Origin of the sequence: Spiractinospora alimapuensis (assembly GCF_018437505.1) — a bacterium.
Lineage (GTDB): Bacteria > Actinomycetota > Actinomycetes > Streptosporangiales > Streptosporangiaceae > Spiractinospora > Spiractinospora alimapuensis.
On record NZ_CP072467.1, the window covers coordinates 5790587 to 5812401 of the forward strand.

Annotated in this window: 20 protein-coding genes; 14 read left to right on the top strand and 6 right to left on the bottom strand. The window is 68.5% G+C overall.

Annotation, left to right across the window (positions count from 1 at the left end):
* Positions 1-22: 22 nt before the first annotated feature.
* The gene (locus J4H86_RS26865) at positions 23-2680 is read right to left on the bottom strand and encodes a molybdopterin-dependent oxidoreductase (RefSeq protein WP_330932462.1); all 2658 of its coding nucleotides are present in this window, start codon (positions 2678-2680) and stop codon (positions 23-25) included.
* Between the two features lie 234 nt (positions 2681-2914).
* On the opposite strand from J4H86_RS26865, the gene J4H86_RS26870 reads away from it, so the two are divergent.
* Both J4H86_RS26870 and J4H86_RS26875 read left to right on the top strand, forming a co-directional pair.
* Positions 2915-3532 (top strand): TetR/AcrR family transcriptional regulator, encoded by a 618-nt coding sequence (locus J4H86_RS26870; protein WP_236541091.1) that lies wholly within the window; start codon positions 2915-2917, stop codon positions 3530-3532.
* A 394-nt stretch (positions 3533-3926) separates the two neighbouring features.
* Positions 3927-4997 carry an endonuclease/exonuclease/phosphatase family protein gene (locus J4H86_RS26875; RefSeq protein ID WP_236541092.1) on the top strand — a complete coding sequence of 357 codons (1071 nt, stop codon included), beginning with the start codon at positions 3927-3929 and terminating at the stop codon, positions 4995-4997.
* An 88-nt stretch (positions 4998-5085) separates the two neighbouring features.
* Here J4H86_RS26875 and J4H86_RS26880 read toward each other — a convergent pair whose 3' ends face one another.
* Positions 5086-5841 (bottom strand): SDR family NAD(P)-dependent oxidoreductase, encoded by a 756-nt coding sequence (locus J4H86_RS26880; protein WP_236541093.1) that lies wholly within the window; start codon positions 5839-5841, stop codon positions 5086-5088.
* Between the two features lie 168 nt (positions 5842-6009).
* On the opposite strand from J4H86_RS26880, the gene J4H86_RS26885 reads away from it, so the two are divergent.
* Complete coding sequence (locus J4H86_RS26885; RefSeq protein ID WP_236541094.1) at positions 6010-6846, top strand: helix-turn-helix domain-containing protein; 837 nt, start codon at positions 6010-6012, stop codon at positions 6844-6846.
* A 109-nt stretch (positions 6847-6955) separates the two neighbouring features.
* On the opposite strand, the gene J4H86_RS26890 is transcribed toward J4H86_RS26885, so the two are convergent.
* Positions 6956-7465: a TetR/AcrR family transcriptional regulator gene (locus J4H86_RS26890; protein ID WP_236541095.1), complete on the bottom strand. Its 510-nt coding sequence runs from the start codon at positions 7463-7465 to the stop codon at positions 6956-6958.
* Positions 7466-7831: 366 nt separating this feature from the next.
* Here J4H86_RS26890 and J4H86_RS26895 point away from each other — a divergent pair, with 366 nt between their 5' ends.
* The 5 genes from J4H86_RS26895 (at position 7832) to gcvPB (ending at position 14404) form a co-directional block, all read left to right on the top strand.
* Positions 7832-8512 (top strand): hemerythrin domain-containing protein, encoded by a 681-nt coding sequence (locus J4H86_RS26895; protein WP_236541096.1) that lies wholly within the window; start codon positions 7832-7834, stop codon positions 8510-8512.
* Positions 8513-8576: 64 nt separating this feature from the next.
* A complete protein-coding gene (locus tag J4H86_RS26900; RefSeq protein ID WP_236541097.1) occupies positions 8577-9650 on the top strand; it encodes a LysR family transcriptional regulator in 1074 nt (357 codons plus the stop codon).
* Between the two features lie 492 nt (positions 9651-10142).
* The gene (locus J4H86_RS26905; protein ID WP_236541098.1) at positions 10143-11366 is read left to right on the top strand and encodes an ATP-NAD kinase family protein; all 1224 of its coding nucleotides are present in this window, start codon (positions 10143-10145) and stop codon (positions 11364-11366) included.
* A gap of 75 nt (positions 11367-11441) precedes the next feature.
* Positions 11442-12845, top strand: a complete 1404-nt coding sequence (gene gcvPA / locus J4H86_RS26910; RefSeq protein ID WP_236541099.1) for an aminomethyl-transferring glycine dehydrogenase subunit GcvPA — start codon at positions 11442-11444, stop codon at positions 12843-12845.
* A complete protein-coding gene (gcvPB, locus tag J4H86_RS26915; protein ID WP_236541100.1) occupies positions 12842-14404 on the top strand; it encodes an aminomethyl-transferring glycine dehydrogenase subunit GcvPB in 1563 nt (520 codons plus the stop codon). The genes gcvPA and gcvPB overlap by 4 nt, the downstream gene beginning before the upstream one ends.
* Positions 14405-14535: 131 nt before the next feature.
* Here gcvPB and J4H86_RS26920 read toward each other — a convergent pair whose 3' ends face one another.
* Complete coding sequence (locus J4H86_RS26920) at positions 14536-15441, bottom strand: NADP-dependent oxidoreductase (RefSeq protein ID WP_236541101.1); 906 nt, start codon at positions 15439-15441, stop codon at positions 14536-14538.
* Positions 15442-15588: 147 nt separating this feature from the next.
* On the opposite strand from J4H86_RS26920, the gene J4H86_RS26925 reads away from it, so the two are divergent.
* The 3 genes from J4H86_RS26925 (at position 15589) to J4H86_RS26935 (ending at position 18823) form a co-directional block, all read left to right on the top strand.
* The gene (locus tag J4H86_RS26925; protein ID WP_236541102.1) at positions 15589-15960 is read left to right on the top strand and encodes a MerR family transcriptional regulator; all 372 of its coding nucleotides are present in this window, start codon (positions 15589-15591) and stop codon (positions 15958-15960) included.
* 250 nt (positions 15961-16210) lie between these two features.
* Positions 16211-17629: an aldehyde dehydrogenase family protein gene (locus J4H86_RS26930; protein WP_236541103.1), complete on the top strand. Its 1419-nt coding sequence runs from the start codon at positions 16211-16213 to the stop codon at positions 17627-17629.
* Positions 17630-17944: 315 nt separating this feature from the next.
* Positions 17945-18823: a helix-turn-helix domain-containing protein gene (locus tag J4H86_RS26935; protein WP_236541104.1), complete on the top strand. Its 879-nt coding sequence runs from the start codon at positions 17945-17947 to the stop codon at positions 18821-18823.
* A 40-nt stretch (positions 18824-18863) separates the two neighbouring features.
* Here the strand turns inward: J4H86_RS26935 and J4H86_RS26940 are convergent, their stop codons facing one another.
* Entirely contained in the window at positions 18864-19433 is a 570-nt protein-coding gene (locus J4H86_RS26940; RefSeq protein ID WP_236541105.1) for a helix-turn-helix domain-containing protein, read from the bottom strand.
* Between the two features lie 138 nt (positions 19434-19571).
* Between J4H86_RS26940 and J4H86_RS26945 the strand changes: the two genes are divergently transcribed.
* Together J4H86_RS26945 and J4H86_RS26950 are read left to right on the top strand one after the other, a co-directional pair.
* On the top strand, positions 19572-20201 hold the full coding sequence (locus tag J4H86_RS26945) for a class I SAM-dependent methyltransferase (RefSeq protein ID WP_236541106.1): 630 nt from the start codon (positions 19572-19574) through the stop codon (positions 20199-20201).
* Between the two features lie 26 nt (positions 20202-20227).
* The gene (locus tag J4H86_RS26950) at positions 20228-20728 is read left to right on the top strand and encodes a DinB family protein (protein ID WP_236541107.1); all 501 of its coding nucleotides are present in this window, start codon (positions 20228-20230) and stop codon (positions 20726-20728) included.
* A gap of 66 nt (positions 20729-20794) precedes the next feature.
* On the opposite strand, the gene J4H86_RS26955 is transcribed toward J4H86_RS26950, so the two are convergent.
* Positions 20795-21205, bottom strand: a complete 411-nt coding sequence (locus J4H86_RS26955; RefSeq protein ID WP_236544195.1) for a Rid family hydrolase — start codon at positions 21203-21205, stop codon at positions 20795-20797.
* Between the two features lie 82 nt (positions 21206-21287).
* On the opposite strand from J4H86_RS26955, the gene J4H86_RS26960 reads away from it, so the two are divergent.
* Positions 21288-21668: a winged helix-turn-helix transcriptional regulator gene (locus tag J4H86_RS26960; RefSeq protein ID WP_236541108.1), complete on the top strand. Its 381-nt coding sequence runs from the start codon at positions 21288-21290 to the stop codon at positions 21666-21668.
* Positions 21669-21815 lie beyond the last annotated feature (147 nt).

The window sequence follows — 21815 nt, forward strand, 5'->3', positions numbered from 1 at the left end:
GGCCTCCGTGGGTCTCTGGTCGTCAGGTGGCAGGAACGGGCTCGCGCGGCCGGACGGCGACAGTCGTCCGGCCGCGCCGAGCCTCAGGAACCGAGGCCCCGGAGGACCCGATCGGGGCGGATGGGCAGGTCGCGCGGGCGCCAACCGGTCGCGTTGTAGACGGCGTTACGATCGACGCCGCGACGCCGACCGTGGACACCTCACCGAGGCCCACACCGCCACCCGTGACGTGGTCCCACCCGTCCTCGTGGAAGTGGATGACGGTCTCCGGGGTGTCACCGATTCCCGGGATCCGGTATTCCTCCAGGTCGTCGCTGAGGAGGACGCCGGAGCCCGGGTCGACGCGGCGCTCCTCGTAGAGCGCGTAGCCGATTCCCTGGACGATCCCGCCCTCGCACTGGTTGCGGGCCAGCCGTGGGGAGTAGATCCGCCCGGCGGAGATCCCCATCCAGGCCCGGGTGGGCCGCACCTGGCCCAGCCGGGTGTCGACCTCGACCTCGGTGACCGTGACGGCGCCGGCGAAACCACGGCCGACGGACATGCCGGGCCCGATCGCGAAGGGCGTGACATAGCCCCGGTGGTCACGCTGGCGCACGCCGACCACCTCCACCCCCTCCGCGTGGTCGAGCGACTCGGGCCGGATGGCGCCGGACGGGGGGTTCTCCGGGGCACGTTCGCGCAGGACGGCGCGCAGCTTGTCGGCGGCGTCGCGCGCGGCGGGTCCCACCGAGGTCGTGGTCTGGCTGCCGACGGAGGGCGGTCCGTGCACCGTCCGGCTATGGCCCAGGTCGACCCGCACTCGTCCCGCTGGCAGGCCCAGCTCGTCCCGGAGGATGTCGGTGACCACCGACCTGATCCCGGTTCCGATGTCCTGGGTGGCCGTACGCGCGACGACCGTGCCCCGCTCGACCGTCACCTTGACCTCGGTGCCCGCGTTCACCATGTACTGCCAATTTGCCGTCGATACGCCGATCCCTCGCCGATAGCGTCCGGTGTCCGATCCAGGGGCCGAGCGTTCCTGCCAGGCGGGAAGCGCCGCCACCCAGTCGTAGAGCGCGTGCCGCTTCGGGTTCCCGTCCCAGCGACGGCGCAGCTCGACGGGGTCCTCCTTGAGGCGGTCCGCGACCTCGTCCACGCCCTGCTCCAGTGCCCACAACATCGGGGCCGCGCCGGGGCCACGGAACGGCGTCCCCGGCGGGAGGTTGGTGGTCACGTCGAAGTCCCGGATCCTCCGCGGCGCGTTGCCGTAGATCAGCCGGGCCATGATCGCCACGGTGGAGGAGACGGACACGCCGCCGTCGCCGAGTACGTCCATGCCGAGCGCGGCGAGGCGCCCTGACGGGCGGGCGAGCAGGGCGAGTCGGGTGCGGGTGCCAGGCCGGTTACCGGTGTCGGTCAGCTCCTCCGAACGGCTGAGGACCACACGCACGGGGGCGCCGGTGGCCCGCGCCAGCTCGGCCGCCGCGACGGCCTCCGTGGTCAGCCCGGACTTCGCGCCGAACCCGCCGCCGACGTGTTCGGCGACCACGCGCACCTGGTCGGGGTCGAGCCCCCACCGCTTCGCGGCCTCCTCCGCGACGACCGCGACGGTCTGGGTGGACAGGTGCAGGTGGAGCCCGCCGTTCTCATCCCACCAGGCGACACAGGCGTGCGGCTCCATGGCGGTGTGGAGCTGGACCGGGGTGCTGAACTCCGCGGTCAACAGGTGTGGATCGCCCCGCTTGGCCGCGGCGCGCAGCCGCCGGATCGCGGTGGGCGCGCGCCACGACCCGAGCCCGATCGTTCGGCGCAGGTTCCCCGACCACCGGCCGGGGATGGTGGTGCCCTCGGCGCTGCTGGGGGCCGACCGCCGCTCCCGATCGTTCGGGTACACCACCGGCGCGTCGGATTCCTGGGCGCGGTCGAGGTCGAAGACCGCGGGGCGCGGCTCGTAGTCGATGGTGACCGCCTCGGCAGCGGCCAGGGCCTTGGCGCGAGTGGGAGCGGCCACGGCGGCGATCGGCTGCCCGACGTAGCGCACCGTGCGGTCCTCGCCGAGCAGGTCGACGAGCGGGGCGCCGCCGCTGTCGACGGCGCGGACGCGTGCGTGCGCCATTGCCGCGCGCACGATTATCCCGACCTGGTAGCCGTCGGGGTAGACGTCGGTGGTGTAGGTGGCCGTCCCGGTGACCTTGGCTTTCGCTTCGGCGCGCGGTGGGGCTTCGGCCGGTTCGGTGTCGTGCTCGCCTCGGCAGGCGGACGCGACCGCGGCGTAGATCCCCTCGTATGCGCCGCAGCGGCACAGGTGGCCGGCCATGGCGTCGGCGATGGTCGCGCGGTCGGGTGCGACATCGCCGTGCTCCGCGCGCCAGCGGTCAACGAAGGCGGCGGCCTCGACGACGAACCCGGGGGTGCAGTAGCCGCACTGCATGGCGTCGTGGGCGGCGAACGCCCGCTGCGCGGGGTGCGTGCCGCCGAGCCCCTCGACCGTGGTGATTTCGCGGTCGGCCAGGGCGGTGGCGGGAAGCAGGCAGGAGGCGGTGGGGGAGCCGTCCACGAGCACCGTGCACGCCCCGCACACACCGTTGCCACAGGCGAGTTTGGCTCCGGTGAGGCCGAGATCCTCGCGCACCACCTCGACGGCCGTGGTGTCGGGTTCGGCGCTGGTCTTGACCGTGGAGCCGTTGACGACGATGTCCATCGGGTACTCCCTGGCGGTGGATTCCTGAGCCTCGGCTCCTGTTGACGCCGTCAACTTGGCCGTTGGGGCCAACCTAGGAGGTGATGTTGACATTGTCAACAGTGGTTCGCGGGGCGCCTTCGGTTCGATGTTGGTGGGCGATGGTGACGCGCGCCCGATGGTCGCGCGTCGTCTCAGGGTGTGGGGACGTGGGCGAATTCCGCCAGTCCGTTCGTCGCGTAGTAAGGTCATCGCATGTCGGCAGCTCAGAGCGGGAACCGTCCTCCCGGCCCGGTCGGGACGGGGACGCGGGAGCGTCTCGTGGCGGCCGCCTCCTGGCTGCTGGCCGAAGGCGGGACCGGAGCAGTGACCCTGCGCGCGGTCGGAGACCGCGCCGGGGTGTCCCGCAGCGCGCCGTACCGGCACTTCGAGGACAAGGACGACCTGCTCACAGCCGTGCTACTGGAGGCGTTCCGGACGCTCTTCGAGGAAATGCGCCACGAGATGACGGCCACGGCGAGTGCCCCCGAGAGGCTGCGCCGCGGTTTCCGCGTCTACGTTCGGTTCGGGCTGTCCTGGCCCGAGCACTACCTGCAGATGTTCGGTGAGCGCATGGCGCAGGCCGAGAGGAAGCGCGAGCTCGCAGAGGTGGCGCCGGAGGGCATCGGTCTGTTGAGTTCCATCCTCGCCGAAGGCCAGAAAGCCGGCGAGATCCGCTCCGGCGACGTCCGCGACCTCACGATCCTGACCTGGTCGGCCGCGCACGGCCTGATCACCTTTGGGATATCGGGCCTGCTGGCGGCGAAGGGCCTCGACCTCGAGGACGTTCTCGACCAACTGATCACCGAGCTGGTCGCCGGCATCGAAGCGTAAGGGTGGCCCCGACCGCCCGCCCGTTCGTTGCTGACGCCCTTCCCGGGGTGACGAAGGCGAGGTGGGAGAACCACATCGGCGCGCGCCGTGCCAGGGCACACCCGGATCGCGGTGTCCGGCTCCCTGCTGACGGCCTCCTCACCGTCCACCAGCCGGAGCCGGCGGTGCGCGACAGGATCTGATCGCCCCCTCCCGCGTCCGTGTGACCTGCTTCGCGTACCTCGGTGTGCCTTCTTCCCCCTCGCTGTCCTGTTCAGGTCACATGTGCCTCTTTCCCGCCGGGCCCGGATAGGTTCCGTGATGCCGATCCCGTATCTCGCTCGGAGGATCGGAGAGACGCCGAGACGTTACCGCGGAGTCGGTGGGGTCCGGGGTAACGGGAGTTCGCGGGGACATGGACACGGACTGGAGCGTGCGGTTGACGTCACAGGAGACGCCCAAAGAGGTGGACGCCCCGGAGCGCGAGACGGGGGAACGATCGCCCGCGCCACGAGGAGGGTGGAGCACGGCGCCGGCGTCCCCCCGCCGCCTCTGGCCCGTTCTGCTGCTCGTCCCCTGGGTGGTGTGGTCCGTGATCCGCGTCACCGGTACTGAGGTCGGATTCCCCCTGGTGCCCGCCATCTCGTTCACGCCGTACGCCGCCGCCACGTCGGTCATTCCCCTCGTCGTGGCGCTGCTGCTGCGTCGGTGGTGGCTGGCCGGCCTCGCGTTCGTCACCGCGGCCGCGCTCGCCGCGTGCGTGCTTCCCCGGCTCGTCGCCGACGGCCAGGAGGGACCACCGGCGGAGGGGCCCGAACTCCGTGTCCTCACGGTCAACATGGAGTACGGACAGGCCGACGCCTCGAGCGTCGTGGAATTGGCGCGTGAGGCCGAGGTGGACGTGCTCAGCGTCCAGGAGCTCACCGACGCGGCCCGCGACAGGCTCCTCGCCGCCGGTCTGGACGACGAGCTGGGACACGAGGTGTCCGAGCCCATGGCGAGCGGGCCAGGCGGCAGCGGGCTCTACGCGCGGTTCCCGCTGCGCGAGGTCACCCAGGGCCCGGTCCCCGGTTTCGCCATGCCCATGGCGGCGCTCTCGGTTCCCGGAGCCGGCGAGGTCGAGGTCATGGCCGTGCATCCGGTGCCGCCAGTGACGCCCTCCCGGATCGCCTCCTGGCAGGGCTCCTTCGACGCGCTGCCGCCCGCCGGGGCCGAGGACAGGCTCCGCGTCCTCGCCGGGGACTTCAACGCCACCCTCGACCACGCGCGCATGCGCGAACTCCTCGCGTCGGGCTACGTCGACGCCGCCTCGGTCCACGGCCAGGCCCTGGACGCGACCTGGCCGATCGGGCGGCCGTACCCACCGCTGAGTATCGACCACGTGCTGGTGGACGAGCGCATCACCGTCGACGCCGCCGCCCTGCACGAGTTCCCCGACACCGACCACCGTGGAGTCCTCGCGGAACTGCGGCTTCCCGAGGGCTGAGCGGCGGTGACCGAGGCGGTGGGTCCGCGACTGGTGACGACGGATTGACCCCTGGCAAAGCGGGACGCCGCGATCACCGTGGCGTCGTTCACCAGGGGAGTTCCACGCCCTCCCAGAGGGTGAAGGTGCCGGAGGGCGCATCCGGGCCGAGGCGTGCGGCGCGTACCACCTCGCGGGAGGCGTCCTCGACGGACTCCGTTCCCTCGAAGTTGACCAGCGCGGTGTTGGCGAACCCCGGCGAGACGAGATTGACCTTGATGTCGGTGTCCTCGAGCTCGATCATCATGGACAGCGTCACGGCGTTGAGCGCCGTCTTCGACGCTGCGTAGACGGGTTCGAAAGACGAATGGAAGGGGAAGGCCGGGTCAGCGACGGTGGCCAGTGAGCCCAGGGCGCTGGTGACGTTCACGATGCGTGCGTCCGATGATTCCCGGAGCAGCGGCAACATGGCCTGGTACACCGCGAGGACACCGAAGACGTTGACCTCCCAAACAGCCCGCACCTCATCAACGGGCGCGGTGCTCGCCCTCGACATCGCGCGCAGCTCCGCCAGGTCACCGACGTCATCGCGAGTGGTGGAGATCGCCGCGTTGTTGACGAGCAGGTCGAGCCGGCCGCTCTCCTCGCGAATCCGCTCAGCGGCCGTGGCGATCGAGGCGGTGTCGGTCACGTCGATCCCAAGCGCGATGGCACTCTCGCCGATCTCCGCGGCCGCGGTCTCACCGCGGGCGAGATCGCGGGATCCGAGGAACACCGTCGCCCCGTCGGCGACGAGCTCCTTGGCGACCTGCCTACCCATTCCTTGGTTGGCGCCAGTGATCAGAGCGGTGCGGTTGGTGGGCACAAGGACCTCCTTGACGCTGGTGTGGATCTCGTGGTCGGGCGATCGTGCGGGTGCACGATGCTCTCTCCCACAACCGTGCGGGACCTCGGACACGCGTGGAAGGCCAGCTCAGTCCTGGGAGTGGGAGGACCAGTCAACGCCGCACCGCGGGAACTACCATCGTGAACAATGACGAACGTGACCGGCGGGGACCGGGAGAACAGCCTCGGCGAGTACTTGCGGGCTCGGCGGGAGCTGGTGCCCCCCGCGGCTGTCGGTCTGCCCGAGAACCGGCGACGCCGGGTCTCGGGGCTCCGTCGTGAAGAGGTGGCGATGCTCGCCGGCATCAGCTCCGACTACTACCTGCGACTGGAGCAGGGGCGTAACCGGAATCCCTCGGCGCAGGTTCTCGTTGCCATCGCCCGGGTGCTGCAGCTCGACGAGTCCTCCCTCGAGTATGTCCTCGAGCTGAGCACCGACAAGCCCCGAGCACGTCGCGAACCCCGTCACCAGGAGGCGGTCAACCCTCGGATCTCAGAGCTCGTCCATTCGATCAACCATCCGGCGTTCGTCACCGGTCGATACATGGACGTGCTCGTCAGCAATCCGCTGGCGCTCGCCCTGGCCCCGGAGCTACGCCCGGGCGAGAACCTGCTGCGTACGGTGTTCCTCGATACGAACGGGCGGATCCGCTTCGACCGGCGTGAGATGGTCGCGATGTTCCGCAGACGCGTCGGATCCACCCTTGAGGATCCACGAGTCGCGCATCTGGTCGGGGAGCTGTCGACGGCAAGCGATGCCTTCCGTCAGGCGTGGACACGCCATGACGTGCGACCGGTCCGGGGCGGGACCGTCCACGTCGATCACCCGGAGGTCGGCCCGATGGAGTTGAACCTCTCCAAGCTCGCCGTCGACGAGACCGGTGATCAGCTTCTCGTCGTCTACCACCCCGCCAGCACGCACCCCGAAAGCACGGAGCGGTTCACCCTGCTCGCATCGGTCGCCGCACAGGGGCCGGCCGTCTGAGCCAACCGGCCCTGGCCTGTCCCGTGGACGCGTCGAAGGTCGCTGTTGTAGGCGTGGATGGTTGTCCACCTGGTGTGCTCACCTACAGGCCACGTACGCCCACCTCGCGTCAACACCCGGGGCGGAGGGCGATCGCGACCCACCGGTCGATATCGCCGTCGGTGATCTCACGGCCGAGCACGAGGACGTGGAACAACGTTTGGGCCGCGAGTAGTTGTGCGGCGTCCGCGTCGGTTCCGGCGATCCGGAAGCGCCGATCCCAATACCGGTGGAAGGCCGCGGCCACGCGATCGTCGTTCTGCGCCGCGGCTATCACGACGGCGATGATCCTGCGGTCGCGACCGGAGAGCCTCTCGCGGGCGTCACGAGCGAGTCCACGTAGTCGTTCGGCGGAATCGCCCACGAGGTCGTCAGAGGGCTGACCGCTCTCCGAGTCGAGCGCTTCGACGATGAGGTCGACCGGGTCGGGCCAGTTGCGGTAGAGCGTCGTCTTGTTGACCCCCGCACGTTCCGCGAGCACGTCATAGGACAGTCGGGGGCCACGTTCGGAGAGCTCGAGCAGCGCGGAGGCCAGGATCCTGCGTCGAGCGGGTGAAGGGTTGCGATCGGACGATGACACCTCTTCAGGGTAGCAACTTTTTGTTGCATTGCGGTTTGCTCGTATGTAGCCTCATGCGCGCAACAAAAAGTTGCGTATGGTGAGGGGGTGTGATGCGGTTCTTGTTCGATGACCGGGCTGCCGACTACGAGACCTTGCGTGCCATCGGCTATGTCGCGACAGGCGGATCGGACGTCGGTGAGGTCGTCACGACCGCCGCGAGGATCCTCACCGCCCCCCACGACATCATCCGGATGCCCGCACCGTACGGCGCCGGAGAACACCGCAACGCCGGCAGCCTCAACCGGTTCCATGCCGCACTCTTCGACTGGCTCCAGCGAACCATGCCTAAAACACCCCCTTCACGACAGCGAGGAAACCAGGACCATGACGGGTCAGAAGACGACGCCAACGGACAGCCGCGACATGTACATCGTGCACAACATGCTCCGACGGGCCTTCGGTGAACTGCCGGCCCTCGTCCGTGGCGTGGAGGACGGCTCCGAACGCGCCCGGACGGTAGCGGACCACGCCCGCCTGCTCGTCGCGATCCTGAGCACACACCACGAAGCCGAGGACGAGGTCCTGTGGCCCATCCTGATGGAGCGATGCCCCGCGGAGCTCACGCCCATGGTCGCCACCATGGAGGAGGAGCACCAGCAACTGCACACCCTGCTCGACACCGTTTCGGAGCGGGCGGAGAAGTACAGCGTCACCGCGTCGGCCGGGGACCGCGAGGACCTCGCCCGCGCCACGGAAGCCGTGGTAGGGCCGATGCATGGGCACCTCGTCGGGGAGGAGCGCAACATACTTCCACTGATCGACCGTTACTGCACCGACGAGGAATGGGCCTCGGTCGGCGAACACGGCCTCCCCCAATTGACGCCGACGCAGGTGCCGCTCGTGTTCGGCATGATGCTCCGGGTCGCGACCGAGGACCAGCGCGCCGTGCTGGCCGCGCACATCCCCGATGAAGTCCTCTCGCAGATGGTCCAGATCGCCCCCGATGCGCTGAACGCTTACGAACGCACGCTGCACGGGTTCGACACATCCGAGCGCCCACGCTGAACACACCGTGGCGCGAGCCGTCTGTGCTCGGCCGAAGAGCGGGGCGGTCGGTGGCGCTACGGGCGTGGGCGATACGGGTGCCCGCGATGATCACATAGGCATGTCCGCTGCGGGCGGCCGCGAGCTCGCACCCGCCCGCAGCGTCCTCCGCCACGCGTTGTGGAACGCTTGCCCGCGTCCTAGTTTTGACGATGTGGATGTTCATACCCGTCGTTTGTGGCACTTCGTGACACTCGCCGATGAACTGCACTTCACCAGCGCGGCTGAGATGCTTCATATCTCGCAGCAAGGGCTCAGCCGCAGCATCGCCGAGCTCGAGGCGCAGGTCGGGGTGCCGCTCCTGGTGCGTACCACCCGCTCGGTCGCCCTGACCGAAGCCGGCGAACTCTTCCTCAGCCGCGTTCGTACAGCACTCAGCGCGCTGGACGAGGGCACGCGCGCGGCTCGCGCTACCTGCGACAGTTTCCAGAATCCGCTCCGGATAGGTTTCAGCGTGTCGTCGCTGCTCGAGCTCAACGCACCGATCCTCAGTGCCTTTCGCGCGCGCTACCCCACGGTCGCCATCGAACAGGAGTCGTTCCAGTATGGCGACCCGTCCTGCGGCCTGTACTCCAACGCGACCGACATCGCGTTCGTGCGGACGCCCATCGAATGCCCCGACCTCCACGTCGAGCGGATGTTCGTCGAACCTCGCGCCGTCGGGGTCCACCAGGACCATCCCCTGGCGACCGCTCGATCCGTAACTCTGGACGCTCTCGTCGGTGAGGAAATCCTCGCACCGCGCACCCATGACAGTGCATGGTCGAGGTTCTGGACGCTGCGCGATACCGGGCTCGAAGAACGGTCGCTCCCGCACGTCGGGCCCATCGTCGGTTCGATTGAGGCAGAGCTGGAGAAGGTGACGTCCGGAGAGGCGATCACGGTCACCCCGATCAGTATGTCCCGCTTCGCTCCTCGTCCATCGATCGTGTACCGGCCGATCGCCGACGTCGCCGGATCAGAGATGGTTCTCGCGTGGCGCGGACCCAGGACACCCCTCATCGAGGCGTTCCGCGCCACGGCGGTCGAGGTCCAGGCACGTGAGAGGGCCTTGGTGTCGAGGATCGAGGCCGCGACCGGAAATCCCGAGGAGTTCTGAAGCACGCCGCCCGCTCCACGTCTGACGTGCGGCTTCCGCTCATGCCTGTGACCTCGCGGCGTCCAGGGCGTCAGGCTCCCGTGCGCTGCGCATGTCCCTCGAGCGGCATCCCCCTGTCACCTCACCTCGACGGCCTTCGCGGTTGAGAGGGCGAAGGAGGCCTGGGCCGGCCCGTCGCGGGTCGAGCCTGGATCACGGGGCGTCGATCACGGAGCGCGCTCGGTCCCTGTGTGCGCGATGGATTCTCCAGCACGCGGGGGCAGCGGAACGGCTCGCCGCGCACGTAGGTGCCGATTAACAACTTCCCGGCGTAGGTCCGGGACGAGGTTTTGTTTCACTCCGCCGGCCATGAATGGTTGGCTCAACGGAGCTGGCCAGAGTGACCGCACGTTCTCGATCACGCGGTAGGCGGCACACATCATCCTGAGTTCTCGCATGGCGCACTGCGCTGCCCAGAAGACTCTCCTGATCTACGAGTAGGAGTTCGAACCCATGTCGGCTCTCCCGGAACAAGACACCACGGCGGTCAGTGTCCCCGGAGTGACGACGGCGAGACCGGAGCGGGTCCCCGCCGGGAACGTCGAAGGGCGCTGGATGGGCCGGACACTCGGCCTGATCGTCAATCCGCTCGCGGGTATGGGCGGCAGCGTGGGGCTCAAGGGGACCGACGGACCGGAGATCCTCGACGAGGCGAAGCGGCGAGGCGCGCGTCCTCTGTCGAATGGGCGGGCCGTTCGCGCTCTCACTCGCCTCACGGCCACGAAGACACCTTTCGACCTCGTGGCCGGGGCCGGTGACCTCGGTGAGCACAGCGCACTGGCCGCTGGTCTGGAGCCTGTCGTCGTGCACCGGCCGGCGCCGACCGTCAGTGGACCCGACGACACCAAGGCGGTCGTCAAGGCCATGTCGCACGCTGCGGTCGACCTCCTCCTGTTCGCGGGCGGAGACGGTACGGCGCGCGACATCCTCAGCGCGGTCGGCGACCGTGTGCCAGTGCTCGGGATCCCGGCGGGAGTGAAGATGCACTCGGCGGTGTTCGGCGCGAGTCCCGAGAACGCGGGCCGCCTCGCCGCCCTATTCCTCGACGGTGACCCCGCGGCGCGGTTGCGGGACGCCGAGATCATGGACCTCGACGAGACCGCTTTCCGAGAGGACAGGCTCTCGGCGCGTCTGCACGGCTACGCCCGCAGTCCCTACGAGCGCCATCTCGCGCAGAACGCCAAAGCGGGATCGCGGGCGGGTGACGACGCGGCACTGGAAGCAGCCTGCCAACGCGTCGCGGCGCGGATGCGGGAAGGCGTTCTCTACGTCGTAGGCCCCGGCACCACCATGCGACGCGTCATGGACTCGCTTGGCCTGCCCTCCACACTGCTCGGTGTCGACGCCGTGCTGGACGGCGCGCTCCTCGGTTCCGACCTCGATGAACAGGCGCTGCTTCGGCTCATGGAAGGCCGCGAGACCCGCATCGTGGTCGGAGTCCTGGGCGGTCAGGGCTACCTGTTCGGGCGTGGAAACCAGCAGATCAGCGCCGAGGTCATCAGGCGGGTCGGCCGCGAAGGCATCGTCGTGGTCGCTCCGACGGAAAAGCTCATCGCACTCGAGACGGGACGGCTGCGCGTCGACACCGGAGACGCGGAGGTCGACGCGATGCTCGTCGGCCACCTGCGGCTGCACACCGGTCCGGACCGCAGCCTCCTCGTCAGGGTGCTGTCCTGACCGGCCGATGCGACGCGCTTCGTCGTCGGCACGACAGAGATCCCACGTAGAGCAACCGATACCAGGGGGAATCTGGTGAAGGAACGAGTAGCACACCGGTACATGGCCAACTCGGTACCGGCGATCAAGCAGGAGATGTTGGACGCGATCGGTGCGGGCTCGGTGGAGGAGCTGTTCAGCCAGCTCCCGACCGAGCACCGCCTCTCGCGTCCCCTCGACCTGCCTCCCGCGTTGTCCGAGGGCGAACTGCGACGTCACCTCGTCGACACGCTGGCGAAGAACGGGACCACCGAGCGGTATCTCAGTTTTCTCGGTGCCGGATGTTGGCAACACCATGTGCCCGCGGCCGTCGACGAGGTGGTGCGCCGCAACGAGTGGCTCACCTCGGTCTCCGGTGAACCGAGTTCCGATCACGGGCGCAACCAGGCGTGGTTCGAGTTCTGCAGTCAGCTCGGCGAACTCCTCACGATGGATCTGGTCGGCATGCCGGTCCGCAGTTGGGGAGTCGCCGCGGGGCACGCGATCCGGATGGCGTCACGCATCACCGGGAGGGACGAGGTCGCGGTGGTTCGGGCGATCGACCCAGAGCGGCTCTCGGTCATCCGCAACTACTGTGAACCGGTCGAGATGCCGAGCCACATCTCGGTCCGCCTCGTCGCGTTCGATCCCGAGACGGGTCTGATGGACCTGGACGATCTGCGTGAGGTCGTCGGCGAGAGGACGGCCGCGGTCTACTTCGAAACCCCCTCCTACCTCGGCGTGATCGAGCACCAAGGGTCGGAGATCGCGGCCATCGCGCACGCCGCCGGAGCCCAGACGATCGTCGGCGTCGATCCGATCTCGCTCGGTGTGTTGGCGCCACCCGTCGACTATGGGGCCGACATCGTCGTTGGTACCACCCAACCCCTCGGCGTGCGTATGAATACGGGCGGTGGCGTAGGCGGCTTCATCGCGTCGCGGGACGAGGAAGCCTACGCCCGCCAGTACCCGACGCTGTTCGTCAGCGTCACGGACACGGCGAAGGAAGGCGAGTACGGCTTCGGCCTCGCCCTGTTCGAGCAGACTTCCTACGGTCTGCGTGAGAAGGGCAAGGACTGGACCGGTCACTCGGTCTACATGTGGGCGATCGCCAACGCCGTCTACATGGCGCTGATGGGTCCCGAGGGTTTCAAGGACGTGGGTGAGCTGATCCTGCGGCGTGCCCACTACGCCGCGCGGCGTATCGCCATGATCGACGGCGTGCGTGTGGCCTTCCCCTCGGGCTTCTTCAAGGAGTTCGTCGTGGACTTCACCGACACCGGGCGCAGCGTCGTCGACATCAACAAGGAGCTGCGCGCGCACGGGATCTTCGGAGGCAAGGACCTGTCGCGTGACTTCCCCGAGCTCGGGCAGAGTGCCCTCTTCTGCGTCACCGAAGTACACACCCAGGCTGACCTACAGCGTCTCGCCGACACTCTCTCGGAGGTAACAGCACGATGAGCGCCACCCTTCGCGAATACCACGCCCCGGTGTGGAACGAACCGGTCATCATGGAGATGGGCTACCCCGGTCGCCGGGGCGTGGCCGTACCAGAGGCCGAGGAAGAGGTAGGCGCCGAGGTCGGAGAAGCCACTGACCTGATCCCCGCCGCCATGCGACGACATGACCGGCCGGCACTGCCCGAGGTCTCGGAGCCGGAGGTGCTCTACCACTACTTGCGGCTGTCACAACAGACGCTCGGCATGATGGGCGTCAGCCTCTTCGGCACCTGCACGATGAAATACAACCCGCAGGTGAACGAGGCGATCGCATGGCGTCCCGAGGTCACCGAAGTACATCCCTACCAGGACGACGACACCTTGCAGGGAACCCTTGAGATCGTGCACAGGTTCGACAACATCCTGCGCGAGATGTCGGGCATGGACCAGTTCGTCTTCCAGGCCGGCGGTGGCGCCGACGCCGCGTACACGAGCTGCGCCGTGACGCGCGCCTACCACGCGTCCCGCGGGGAACTGGAACAGCGCGACGAGATCATCACTACGATCCAGACACACCCATCGAACGCCGCGACCGCCGCGGCCGCGGGTTTCAAGGTCATTACCCTGATGCTCGACGAGGACGGCTACCCGTCGCTGGACGCGCTGAAGGCTGCGGTGTCCGACCGGACGGCCGCTCTCATGGTCAACAACCCGGACGACATGGGTGTGTACAACCCGGAGATGCGTGAGTGGGTACGGGTGGTGCATGAGGCGGGTGGCCTGTGTTTCTACGACAGCGCCAACTTCAACGGCATGATGAGCAAGGTCCGTGCCCGCGAGATCGGCTTCGACGCCTGCATGTTCATGCTCCACAAGACCTTCGGCGCTCCCAAGAGCGGGGTGGGAGGACCGGCCGTCGGTGCTTACGGCTGCTCGGCGGAACTGGCACCCTTCGTGCCGACTCCGGTTGTCGCCCACGACGGTGAGCGTTACTACCTCGATCACGACCGGCCGAAGAGCTGCGGCAAGATCCGCGAGTTCTGGGGCAACGTGCCTGTCGTGCTGAAGGCCTACGCCTGGATCCGCGCCATGGGGGCGGAGGGAGTGGCCGAGGCCTCCGACATCTCCGTCCTCGCCAACAACTACATGGAGCGGGGGCTGCTCGCCATTCGCGGCGTCACCCGCTCGCATCCCGACGCGACCAGCCCCCGCCTGGAAATGACGCGCTACAGCCTGGCCCAGATGAAGGAGGAAACCGGGGTGGACGTCCATGACGTCCAGAACCGCATGACCGACTTCGGTGTGGACGCCATGTGGACCAGCCACGAGCCATGGCTCATACCCGAGCCGTTCACGCCCGAGGCCGGCGAGATGTACGGCAAGGAAGCACTCGACACCTGGATCGCGGTCCTCGCCCGGATATCCGACGAGGCGTACTCCGACCCCGAGATCCTCAAGACCGCGCCGCACAACCAGGCGGTCCACCGCCTGGATCACGAAACGATGGAGGATCCGGCGCGGTGGGCCATGACCTGGCGGGCGTATCTGCGTAAGAGGGCGAACACCGTCACCGAGGGGTGAGCAGGATGGCTACCCCGTCCGCCGCGGAGACACACGTTCTCCGCGGCGGACGGGGTAGGCGCGACGGCCATGGTGGCCATCGCGCCTACCCCGTGCTAGGACGATCCGTCTCCGACCTTGGAGAAGACGACCTATACGCGGACCGCGATCTTTCCCCGGGTGTGTCCGGCCTCGGAGTACGCGTGCGCCTGTGCGGTCTGTTCGAGTGGGTAGGTGCGCTCGATCCGCGGTGTGTAGCGGCCCTGCTGGCCGAGGTCGCTCGCCGCGGCGAGGAGTGTGGGGTCGTTCTCCGCGTTGGCAATATGCACGCCCAGGCGATGCGCGTTGGTGTGGTCAGCGACGGTCGACACACGAGACGTATCGCCCACGATCGCGATGAGATCGGTCAGGGATCCGGAGGCCGCGGTGTCGAGCGCGATGTCGACGCCGTCCGGAGCCAGGGTGGCGAGGCGATCCTTGAGGCCGGTGCCGTAGGTGGTGGGAACGGCTCCGAGAGTGGTGAGGAACTCGTGGTTGCGCTCGCTGGCCGTCCCGATCACGGTCGCGCCCTGGGCCACCGCGATCTCGACCGCGGCACTGCCCACGCCTCCCGCCGCGCCCTCGATGAGTAGGGTGCGCCCGCGCAGGGGACCGAGCGCGTTCAGTCCGCCCAGCGCGGTCACGGATGCCAGCCCCGCGCAGGCGGCCTCCTCATCGGTCCACGTGGCGGGGGTGTGGGCCCAGGCCGAAAGGACGGCCAGCTCCGCGGTCGCGCCCGTGACGCCGCCCAACCCGAATACCCGGTCGCCAACGTTCACTCCGTGCGTGCCCGCACCGATCTCGTCGACCACGCCGGCGGCATCACGTCCAGGGATCGCGGGCAGATCCACGGGCAACATCTCGCGCACCACTCCGGATCGGACCTTCCAGTCGACGGGATTGACGCTGGCTGCCGCGACACGGACGCGGATCTCGCCAGGACCGGGACGTGGGTCGGGCACCTGCTCGACCACAAGCGTCTCCACACCGCCGTACTCGTGATAGCGAACCGCGCGCATGGTGTTCTTCCTTTCGACACGTCCGGGACTGGCCGTCTCTTGGGATCAATGGGGAGACTGTTCGGCGAGCGCCGACTTCCACTACGCTAAAACCTGACATCGGCGTCAGGTGCAAATCGGGCAGCCGCCCGAACAGAGGAGGTACCGGTGCGCATTGGTGAGGTCGCCGACAAGACGGGCGTGAGTGTCCGAGCGCTGCGCTACTACGAGGAACAGGACCTACTCCACGCCGACCGCGGCCCCGGCGGCCAGCGGCACTACGCCGACGCGGCCGTCAGCCGGGTTCGACTGATCCAACAGCTGTACGCCGCGGGCCTGCCGAGCAGAGTGGTTCGCGACGTTCTGCCATGCGTGGACTCGGTCGAGAAGACAGCACCCCCAGCGCTCCTGGACCAACTGGAGGCCGAGCGCGTCCGCATCGACCAGAAGATCACCGACCTGCTCGCGGCGCGTGACCGGCTCAACGACGTGATCGCCATCTCGCGTGACCCTGATTCCGACTGCTCTCACATGCGGTGAGGAGCGCTTCGGAACTGACCTCACCTGGGCGATCGGGTTTCACGTCGCGGCCCCAGTCCTGACCGCGGCGGGGATCGCGCCTCGGCCCGGGGGCTGAGGGTGGTACGGGTTTTCCTAGGCACGAGACCCCCAGGAAATCCTCTCTCTGGATGACCTCCTGGGCCGGTTCCACGATGGGAACCGGCCAGAGGTTGGGAGCGCCGGAACGTTCGTGGCGCGGCCCTGGTCCCTCCAATGAGAGCTGATCACCATGCGCGAGCAGAATGAGCTGTACATCGACGGAGCCTGGCGCGTTCCGATCCAACCCTCGGTTCTGGAGCTGAACCATCCGGCGACGGGGGAGCCCACCGGGCGGGTGACGCTGGGTGGCGAGGCGGACGTCGATGCCGCCGTCACCGCGGCGGAGCGTGCGTTCATCTCCTACTCGCGGACCACTCCGCGGGAGCGCATCGCACTGCTGGAGCGGGTGTTGACGGAGTTCGACGACCGCTTCGAGGATCTGGTACAGGCGGTTACCGAGGAAGTGGGCGCACCCCTGCCTCTGGTTCGTGGTGCGCACCTGCCCACCGCTCGGGTGCAGATCGCCACCGCCATCGAGATTCTCAAGACGTATGAGTTTACGGAGACGCGGGGGGAGACCACGATCCGAAAGGAGGCTCTCGGGGTCGCGGGGCTGATCACCCCGTGGAACTTCCCGGTATTGCAACCCGTTGGCAAGACCGTCTCGGCGCTGGCAGCCGGATGCACGGTGGTCCTCAAACCCGCTGAATTGACCCCGTCCTCCGCGGTCATCCTCGCGGAGATCATGGACGCGGCGGGCGTTCCGGCCGGGGTGTTCAATCTCGTCACCGGCCGCGGTTCCGTCGCCGGCTCGGCCCTGAGCGCGCATCCGGGGGTCGGGACCGTCTCGTTCACCGGTTCCGTCGCGACCGCCACCCAGGTCGCGATCGCCGCCGCGCCGACGGTCAAGCGCGTCACCTCCGAGCTGGGAGGAAAGTCGCCGCACATCCTGCTGCCGGACGCCGATTTCGCGGTGGCGGTGGAGACGGCCAAGTCGTGGCTGCTGGCCACGACAGGCCAACTGTGCAGCGCGCCGAGCCGGACGCTGGTGCCCCGGGACCGGGTGGAGGAGTTCCTGTCGGTCCTGGTCCCCGCCGTCGAGGCCCTGCGCGTGGGCGACCCGCGTGCCGAGGAGACCTTCATGGGGCCGCTGATCTCGGCCGAGCAGTGGGACATCGTCCAGGGCTACATCCGCCGGGGCCTGGACGAGGGCGCCCGCCTGGAGACGGGTGGCCTCGGCAAGCCGGCCGGGCTCGAAGCGGGACACTTCGCCAGACCGACCGTGTTCAGCGATGTCGACAACGCCATGACCATCGCCCAAGAGGAGATCTTCGGCCCGGTGATGTCGGTGATCGCCTATGACACGGTTGAGGAGGCGATCGCGATCGCCAACGACACCCCCTATGGTCTCGCCGCCTACGTGACGAGCGGAGATCTTGAAGCGGCCAACGCTGTCGCGGAGCGTATCCGGGCCGGCTACGTTCTGATCAACGACACCGACTTCGACTGGACGGCGCCCTGGGGCGGCTACAAGCGGTCCGGGAACGGGCGGGAGTTCGGGGCCGCCGGCCTGGGTGAGTACCTGGAGACCAAAGTCATCCGCGGCTGAGTGTCGGTCCGACAGCGTACGGCGTCGGGGCCCGTGAGCGGATCGGGGGCGGCGGGCCTCGACTCCTCGGCCGTTCGCGTGGTGCCTTCTCCAAGGAGCGGCCCCGGGGAACGACCGCGACGAGTCCGCCACCCCCCATACGACGATGATGTCGCCTGGATGGGGCTGGGTGCGCACACCGGGCGGCCAAGGTGGGGGGCGACCCCACGAGTGAGCTGCCACCGCGTCGGCGGGGAGTGGAGGGCGCATAGTCTCCCCCCAGGGGAAGGCACGCGAAAACGCGCCGCGAACGGAGTACTTGCGGAGAGGATGCCCATGACCGAACTCGGGGACTACCTACGCTCGTGTCGCGCCCAGGTCAGCGCCGAGGACGCCGGGATCACGAGTCACGGCCACCGCCGCGTCCCTGGGCTGCGCCGCGAGGAGCTCGCCATGCTGGCGGGCGTCAGCGTCGACTACGTCGTGCGCCTCGAGCAGGGCCGTGCGAAAACCGCCTCACCCGAGATCCTCGCCGCCCTCGCACGCGCGCTCGATCTGCGTGCCGACGAGGAGGAGTACCTGCAGCGCTGCGCGGCCAACCCCACAGTCTCGGATTCCCCGGGCCGAGTGCCGGCCGACCCCCAGAGAGTGTCCGCCGCCACCCGGGTCCTGTTGGACAGCATGGTCGGAGTGCCCGCCCTCGTGCTGGGACGTCGGATGGACATCGTCGGTTGGAACCCCTTGGCGACGGCGCTGTTCACGGATTTCCGCGCGCTCCCACCACGGCATCGCAACCACGTCAGGCTGGCGTTCCTCGACCGCCGCGTCCGTGGTCTCTACGCCGACTGGGAGAGAGCGGCGAAAGAGTGCGTCGCCTACCTCCGGATGGACGCTGGCCGGTACCCAGAGGATCCGGAACTGGCCCGTCTCGTCGGTGAGCTGTCCATCAAGGACGACGACTTCCGCCACTGGTGGTCCACCCACCGGGTGCGTGCCCAACGGTCCGGCCGTAAGGAGTTCCACCACCCCACGGCGGGAGAGCTCACGTTGGACTTCCAGGTGCTGGACGTACGCGGCACGCCGGACCAGACGCTGCTCACCTACACCGCCGAACCGCGGTCCCGCTCCGCGCAGGCACTCGCCTTTCTCGGCGGGTGGGCCCAGACGCGCTATGCCCCGTCGTCGACGTCACCGCCCGGTGCGAGCGGAATGTGAGGCGCGCGACCCACCAACACGGGGAGTCTGGTAGGTGGGGTCAGACGTCGGTGAGGTGTATGCGTTCCCCCTGGTGTCCGTAGATGGCGATGATCTCCGCGGGACGGTCGTCCCGGGCGTTGGCGATCCAGTGCGGGGTCATCGTGGCGAACTCAGCGGCCTCGCCGGCCTTTAGCAGCGTGCGTTGGTCGGCCAGCGCGAGATGGACCGCGCCGTCCAGGACGTAGAACCATTCGCGTCCTGGATGGGTGTTGTAGCGCGGCGGCCGCGCCTTCGGGGCGGGCGGGTAGATCACCTTGAAGGCTTGGAGCCCGCCCGCGTGCACGCCGAGCGGGATGAAGGTGAGGCCGTGTTTGCGGACCGCCTTGAGGTGAACGCGAGGGTCACCGACGCGGGGAGCGGCGACCAGTTCGTCCAACGGCACCCCGTAGACCCGTGCCAGCGCGAGGAGCTGCTCCAGTCCGGGGCGCACCAGGCCGCGCTCGAGTCGGGAGATCGTACTGGCGGAGATCCCGCTGCGATTCGCCAGCTCGGCGAGACTCAATCCCAGCGTTTGGCGGAACCCGCGCAGCCGAGCTCCCACTCCCTCCAGAACGTCGTCGTCCTCCACCACGCCTCCTGTCCCGTCCCGCCAACTCGCCCGATGCCTTGCAGTTCTGCAAGAAACTTGCCACTTCCGCACCTCCAGATGCAACCCTGACGGAGTCACGCCACAGCCGCCGTACCAGGGATGACAAAGGAACTCACGATGTACGACCACACGCCGACGGACTTCTGGGAGGACTTCTACGCCTCCCGACCAACGCCCATCCAGCCGGCACCGAACGCGCGCCTGACGGAGTCGGTCGCCGACCTGACGGCCGGCGACGCACTGGATCTGGGCTCCGGCAACGGGGGAGACGCGATCTGGCTGGCCCGCCGGGGGTGGAGCGTCACGGCCATCGACACGTCCCCCACAGCGGTCGAGCGCCTCAACAGCGTGGCCTCCGCGCTGCGTCTCCGTGGCTCGCTCGTCGCCGTTCGCGGTGACCTCGAGGAGTCCTTCCCGGAGGGCGGGTTCGACCTGATCAGCGCTCATTACCTGCACACGCCGCTCGGCCTGGACCGAGTGCGCGTGCTGCGGACCGCCGCTGGTGCGCTCCACCCCGGGGGGCACCTGCTGGTGGTCGACCATGGTTCCACCGTCCCCTGGTCCTGGAACCGCGACCCCGACGCGCGGTTCCCGCACCCGGAGGAGGTCTACGAGGAACTCGAACTGGATCCGGCGCTGTGGACACCCGAGAGGGTGGAGGCCGTCCAACGCACCGCGACCGGTCCCGGTGGTCAGACCGCGGTGGTCACGGACCATGTACTGCTCATCCGACGTACCGTCCACTGACACCACACCCGAAAGGTCGAACCACGATGATCAAGCCCGCCCGCCAGGACCGGCGCCGCGATGCTCCACCCCCGAGGACCAGGAACACTGAGGTGGAGGTGCTGCGCGGCTTCCTCGACTACCTTCGCGCCTCGATGGCGGCCAAGGTCGAGGGGACGCCCGAACCCGACGTTCGGACGGCTCAGGTCCCTTCGGGCACCACCCTGCTCGGCCTCCTGAACCACCTCACGAACGTGGAGCGCTCGATGTTCCTCGGAGTGACCGTCACCGACTGGCCGGCGACGTTCCAGGCACCGACCTGGGACACCGGTACGGATGTCGTCACCCGGTACCGGGAGGTCGTCGAGGAGGTGAACCTGGTCCTGGACAGGTGTGTCGATCTCTCCGCGCCGGTCCCTCGACCCGATTCCGGACGTGCCGCGCCGAGCCTGCGCTGGGCCCTGACCCACATGATCGAAGAGACCGGCCGCCACGCCGGCCACGCCGACATCCTCCGGGAACTGATCGACGGCACCACGGGCCGCTGACCGCCCCCGACGCACGCTCCGTGTCGCGGCCCCCGCGTGAGCGGTCAGCCTGGGCTGGCGCCGCGGTCAGTCGAGCAGCGCTTCGGCTTCGACTTCCACCAGCACGTCGGGTTCGAACAGGTAATCCACGCCGATGCAGGACAGCGGTGGCAGCGGCCTCGGGATGCGGAGTTCCTCCATGACGCTTTCGATACCGGCCATGAACTCGGTGTACAGCTCTGGCTCCCAGTTGGTGACATAGAACCGCAGGCGCACCACGTCGGAGAAGCTGGCTCCCGCCCCTGCCAGACCCTTTGCGGTGTTACGCAGGGCGTGGGCGATCTGCCCCGCGATGTCGCCGGGTGCCAGCGGGTTCGCGTGCTCGTCTCGGGCGATCTGGCCCGCCACGTGAACATGGCGGCGGCCTGTGGCCACCGAGACGTGGTGATAGGGAACCGGCTGGAACATTCCCTCCGGGGTGGAGAGTTCAACGGTCATGAGGGCACCTTCCTTTCGTGCGGCGATCAGGTTCCTCATGTGTACCTAGTGGCGAGAAAGCACTTCAACGAGACCAGGTGTCATGGACGAAACCACCCCTCCCGAGGATTCCCACTCCCAGATCACCAGTGCGCACCGTGAGCTGCTGGACCAAGTGTTGGACAAGTGGTCCCTGCTGGTGCTGGACCGGCTCTGCGAAGGCCCCCGGCGTTTCAACGGTTTGCGGCGCTCGATCCCCGGGGTCGCCCAGAAGTCGCTGACGGCCTCGCTTCGCCGCCTGGAGCGCAACGGCATGGTGGAGCGCGTGGTCATTCACACTCGACCGGTCGCCGTGGAGTACCGCATCTCGGCCCTCGGGCGAACACTGCAGGATCTGATCGACGCGCTGCTGCTGTGGACGACCACCCACATGACCGAGGTCGACAACGCTCGGAATCGCTTCGACGCCGCACTCGACACCTAGGCATGAGCCCGGCCGGTCACCTCACCCGTGATCCGCATCAGCCCCGTGTTCCAGCGAACCGCCCGCATCGCCGGGACACGGGGCTGATCCTGTCAGTCACGAGAGGCGCCGTCGGACCGCGACAGCCTGGGGGTGAGCTCAACGCCG

Coding starts and splice junctions, on each gene's coding strand:
- J4H86_RS26865 (WP_330932462.1), bottom strand. CDS start 2,680: ATGGACATCGTCGTCAACGGCTCCACGGTCAAGACCAGCGCCGAACCC.
- J4H86_RS26870 (WP_236541091.1), top strand. CDS start 2,915: ATGTCGGCAGCTCAGAGCGGGAACCGTCCTCCCGGCCCGGTCGGGACG.
- J4H86_RS26875 (WP_236541092.1), top strand. CDS start 3,927: ATGGACACGGACTGGAGCGTGCGGTTGACGTCACAGGAGACGCCCAAA.
- J4H86_RS26885 (WP_236541094.1), top strand. CDS start 6,010: ATGACGAACGTGACCGGCGGGGACCGGGAGAACAGCCTCGGCGAGTAC.
- J4H86_RS26895 (WP_236541096.1), top strand. CDS start 7,832: ATGACGGGTCAGAAGACGACGCCAACGGACAGCCGCGACATGTACATC.
- J4H86_RS26905 (WP_236541098.1), top strand. CDS start 10,143: ATGTCGGCTCTCCCGGAACAAGACACCACGGCGGTCAGTGTCCCCGGA.
- gcvPB (WP_236541100.1), top strand. CDS start 12,842: ATGAGCGCCACCCTTCGCGAATACCACGCCCCGGTGTGGAACGAACCG.
- J4H86_RS26920 (WP_236541101.1), bottom strand. CDS start 15,441: ATGCGCGCGGTTCGCTATCACGAGTACGGCGGTGTGGAGACGCTTGTG.
- J4H86_RS26930 (WP_236541103.1), top strand. CDS start 16,211: ATGCGCGAGCAGAATGAGCTGTACATCGACGGAGCCTGGCGCGTTCCG.
- J4H86_RS26935 (WP_236541104.1), top strand. CDS start 17,945: ATGACCGAACTCGGGGACTACCTACGCTCGTGTCGCGCCCAGGTCAGC.
- J4H86_RS26945 (WP_236541106.1), top strand. CDS start 19,572: ATGTACGACCACACGCCGACGGACTTCTGGGAGGACTTCTACGCCTCC.
- J4H86_RS26950 (WP_236541107.1), top strand. CDS start 20,228: ATGATCAAGCCCGCCCGCCAGGACCGGCGCCGCGATGCTCCACCCCCG.
- J4H86_RS26955 (WP_236544195.1), bottom strand. CDS start 21,205: ATGACCGTTGAACTCTCCACCCCGGAGGGAATGTTCCAGCCGGTTCCC.
- J4H86_RS26960 (WP_236541108.1), top strand. CDS start 21,288: ATGGACGAAACCACCCCTCCCGAGGATTCCCACTCCCAGATCACCAGT.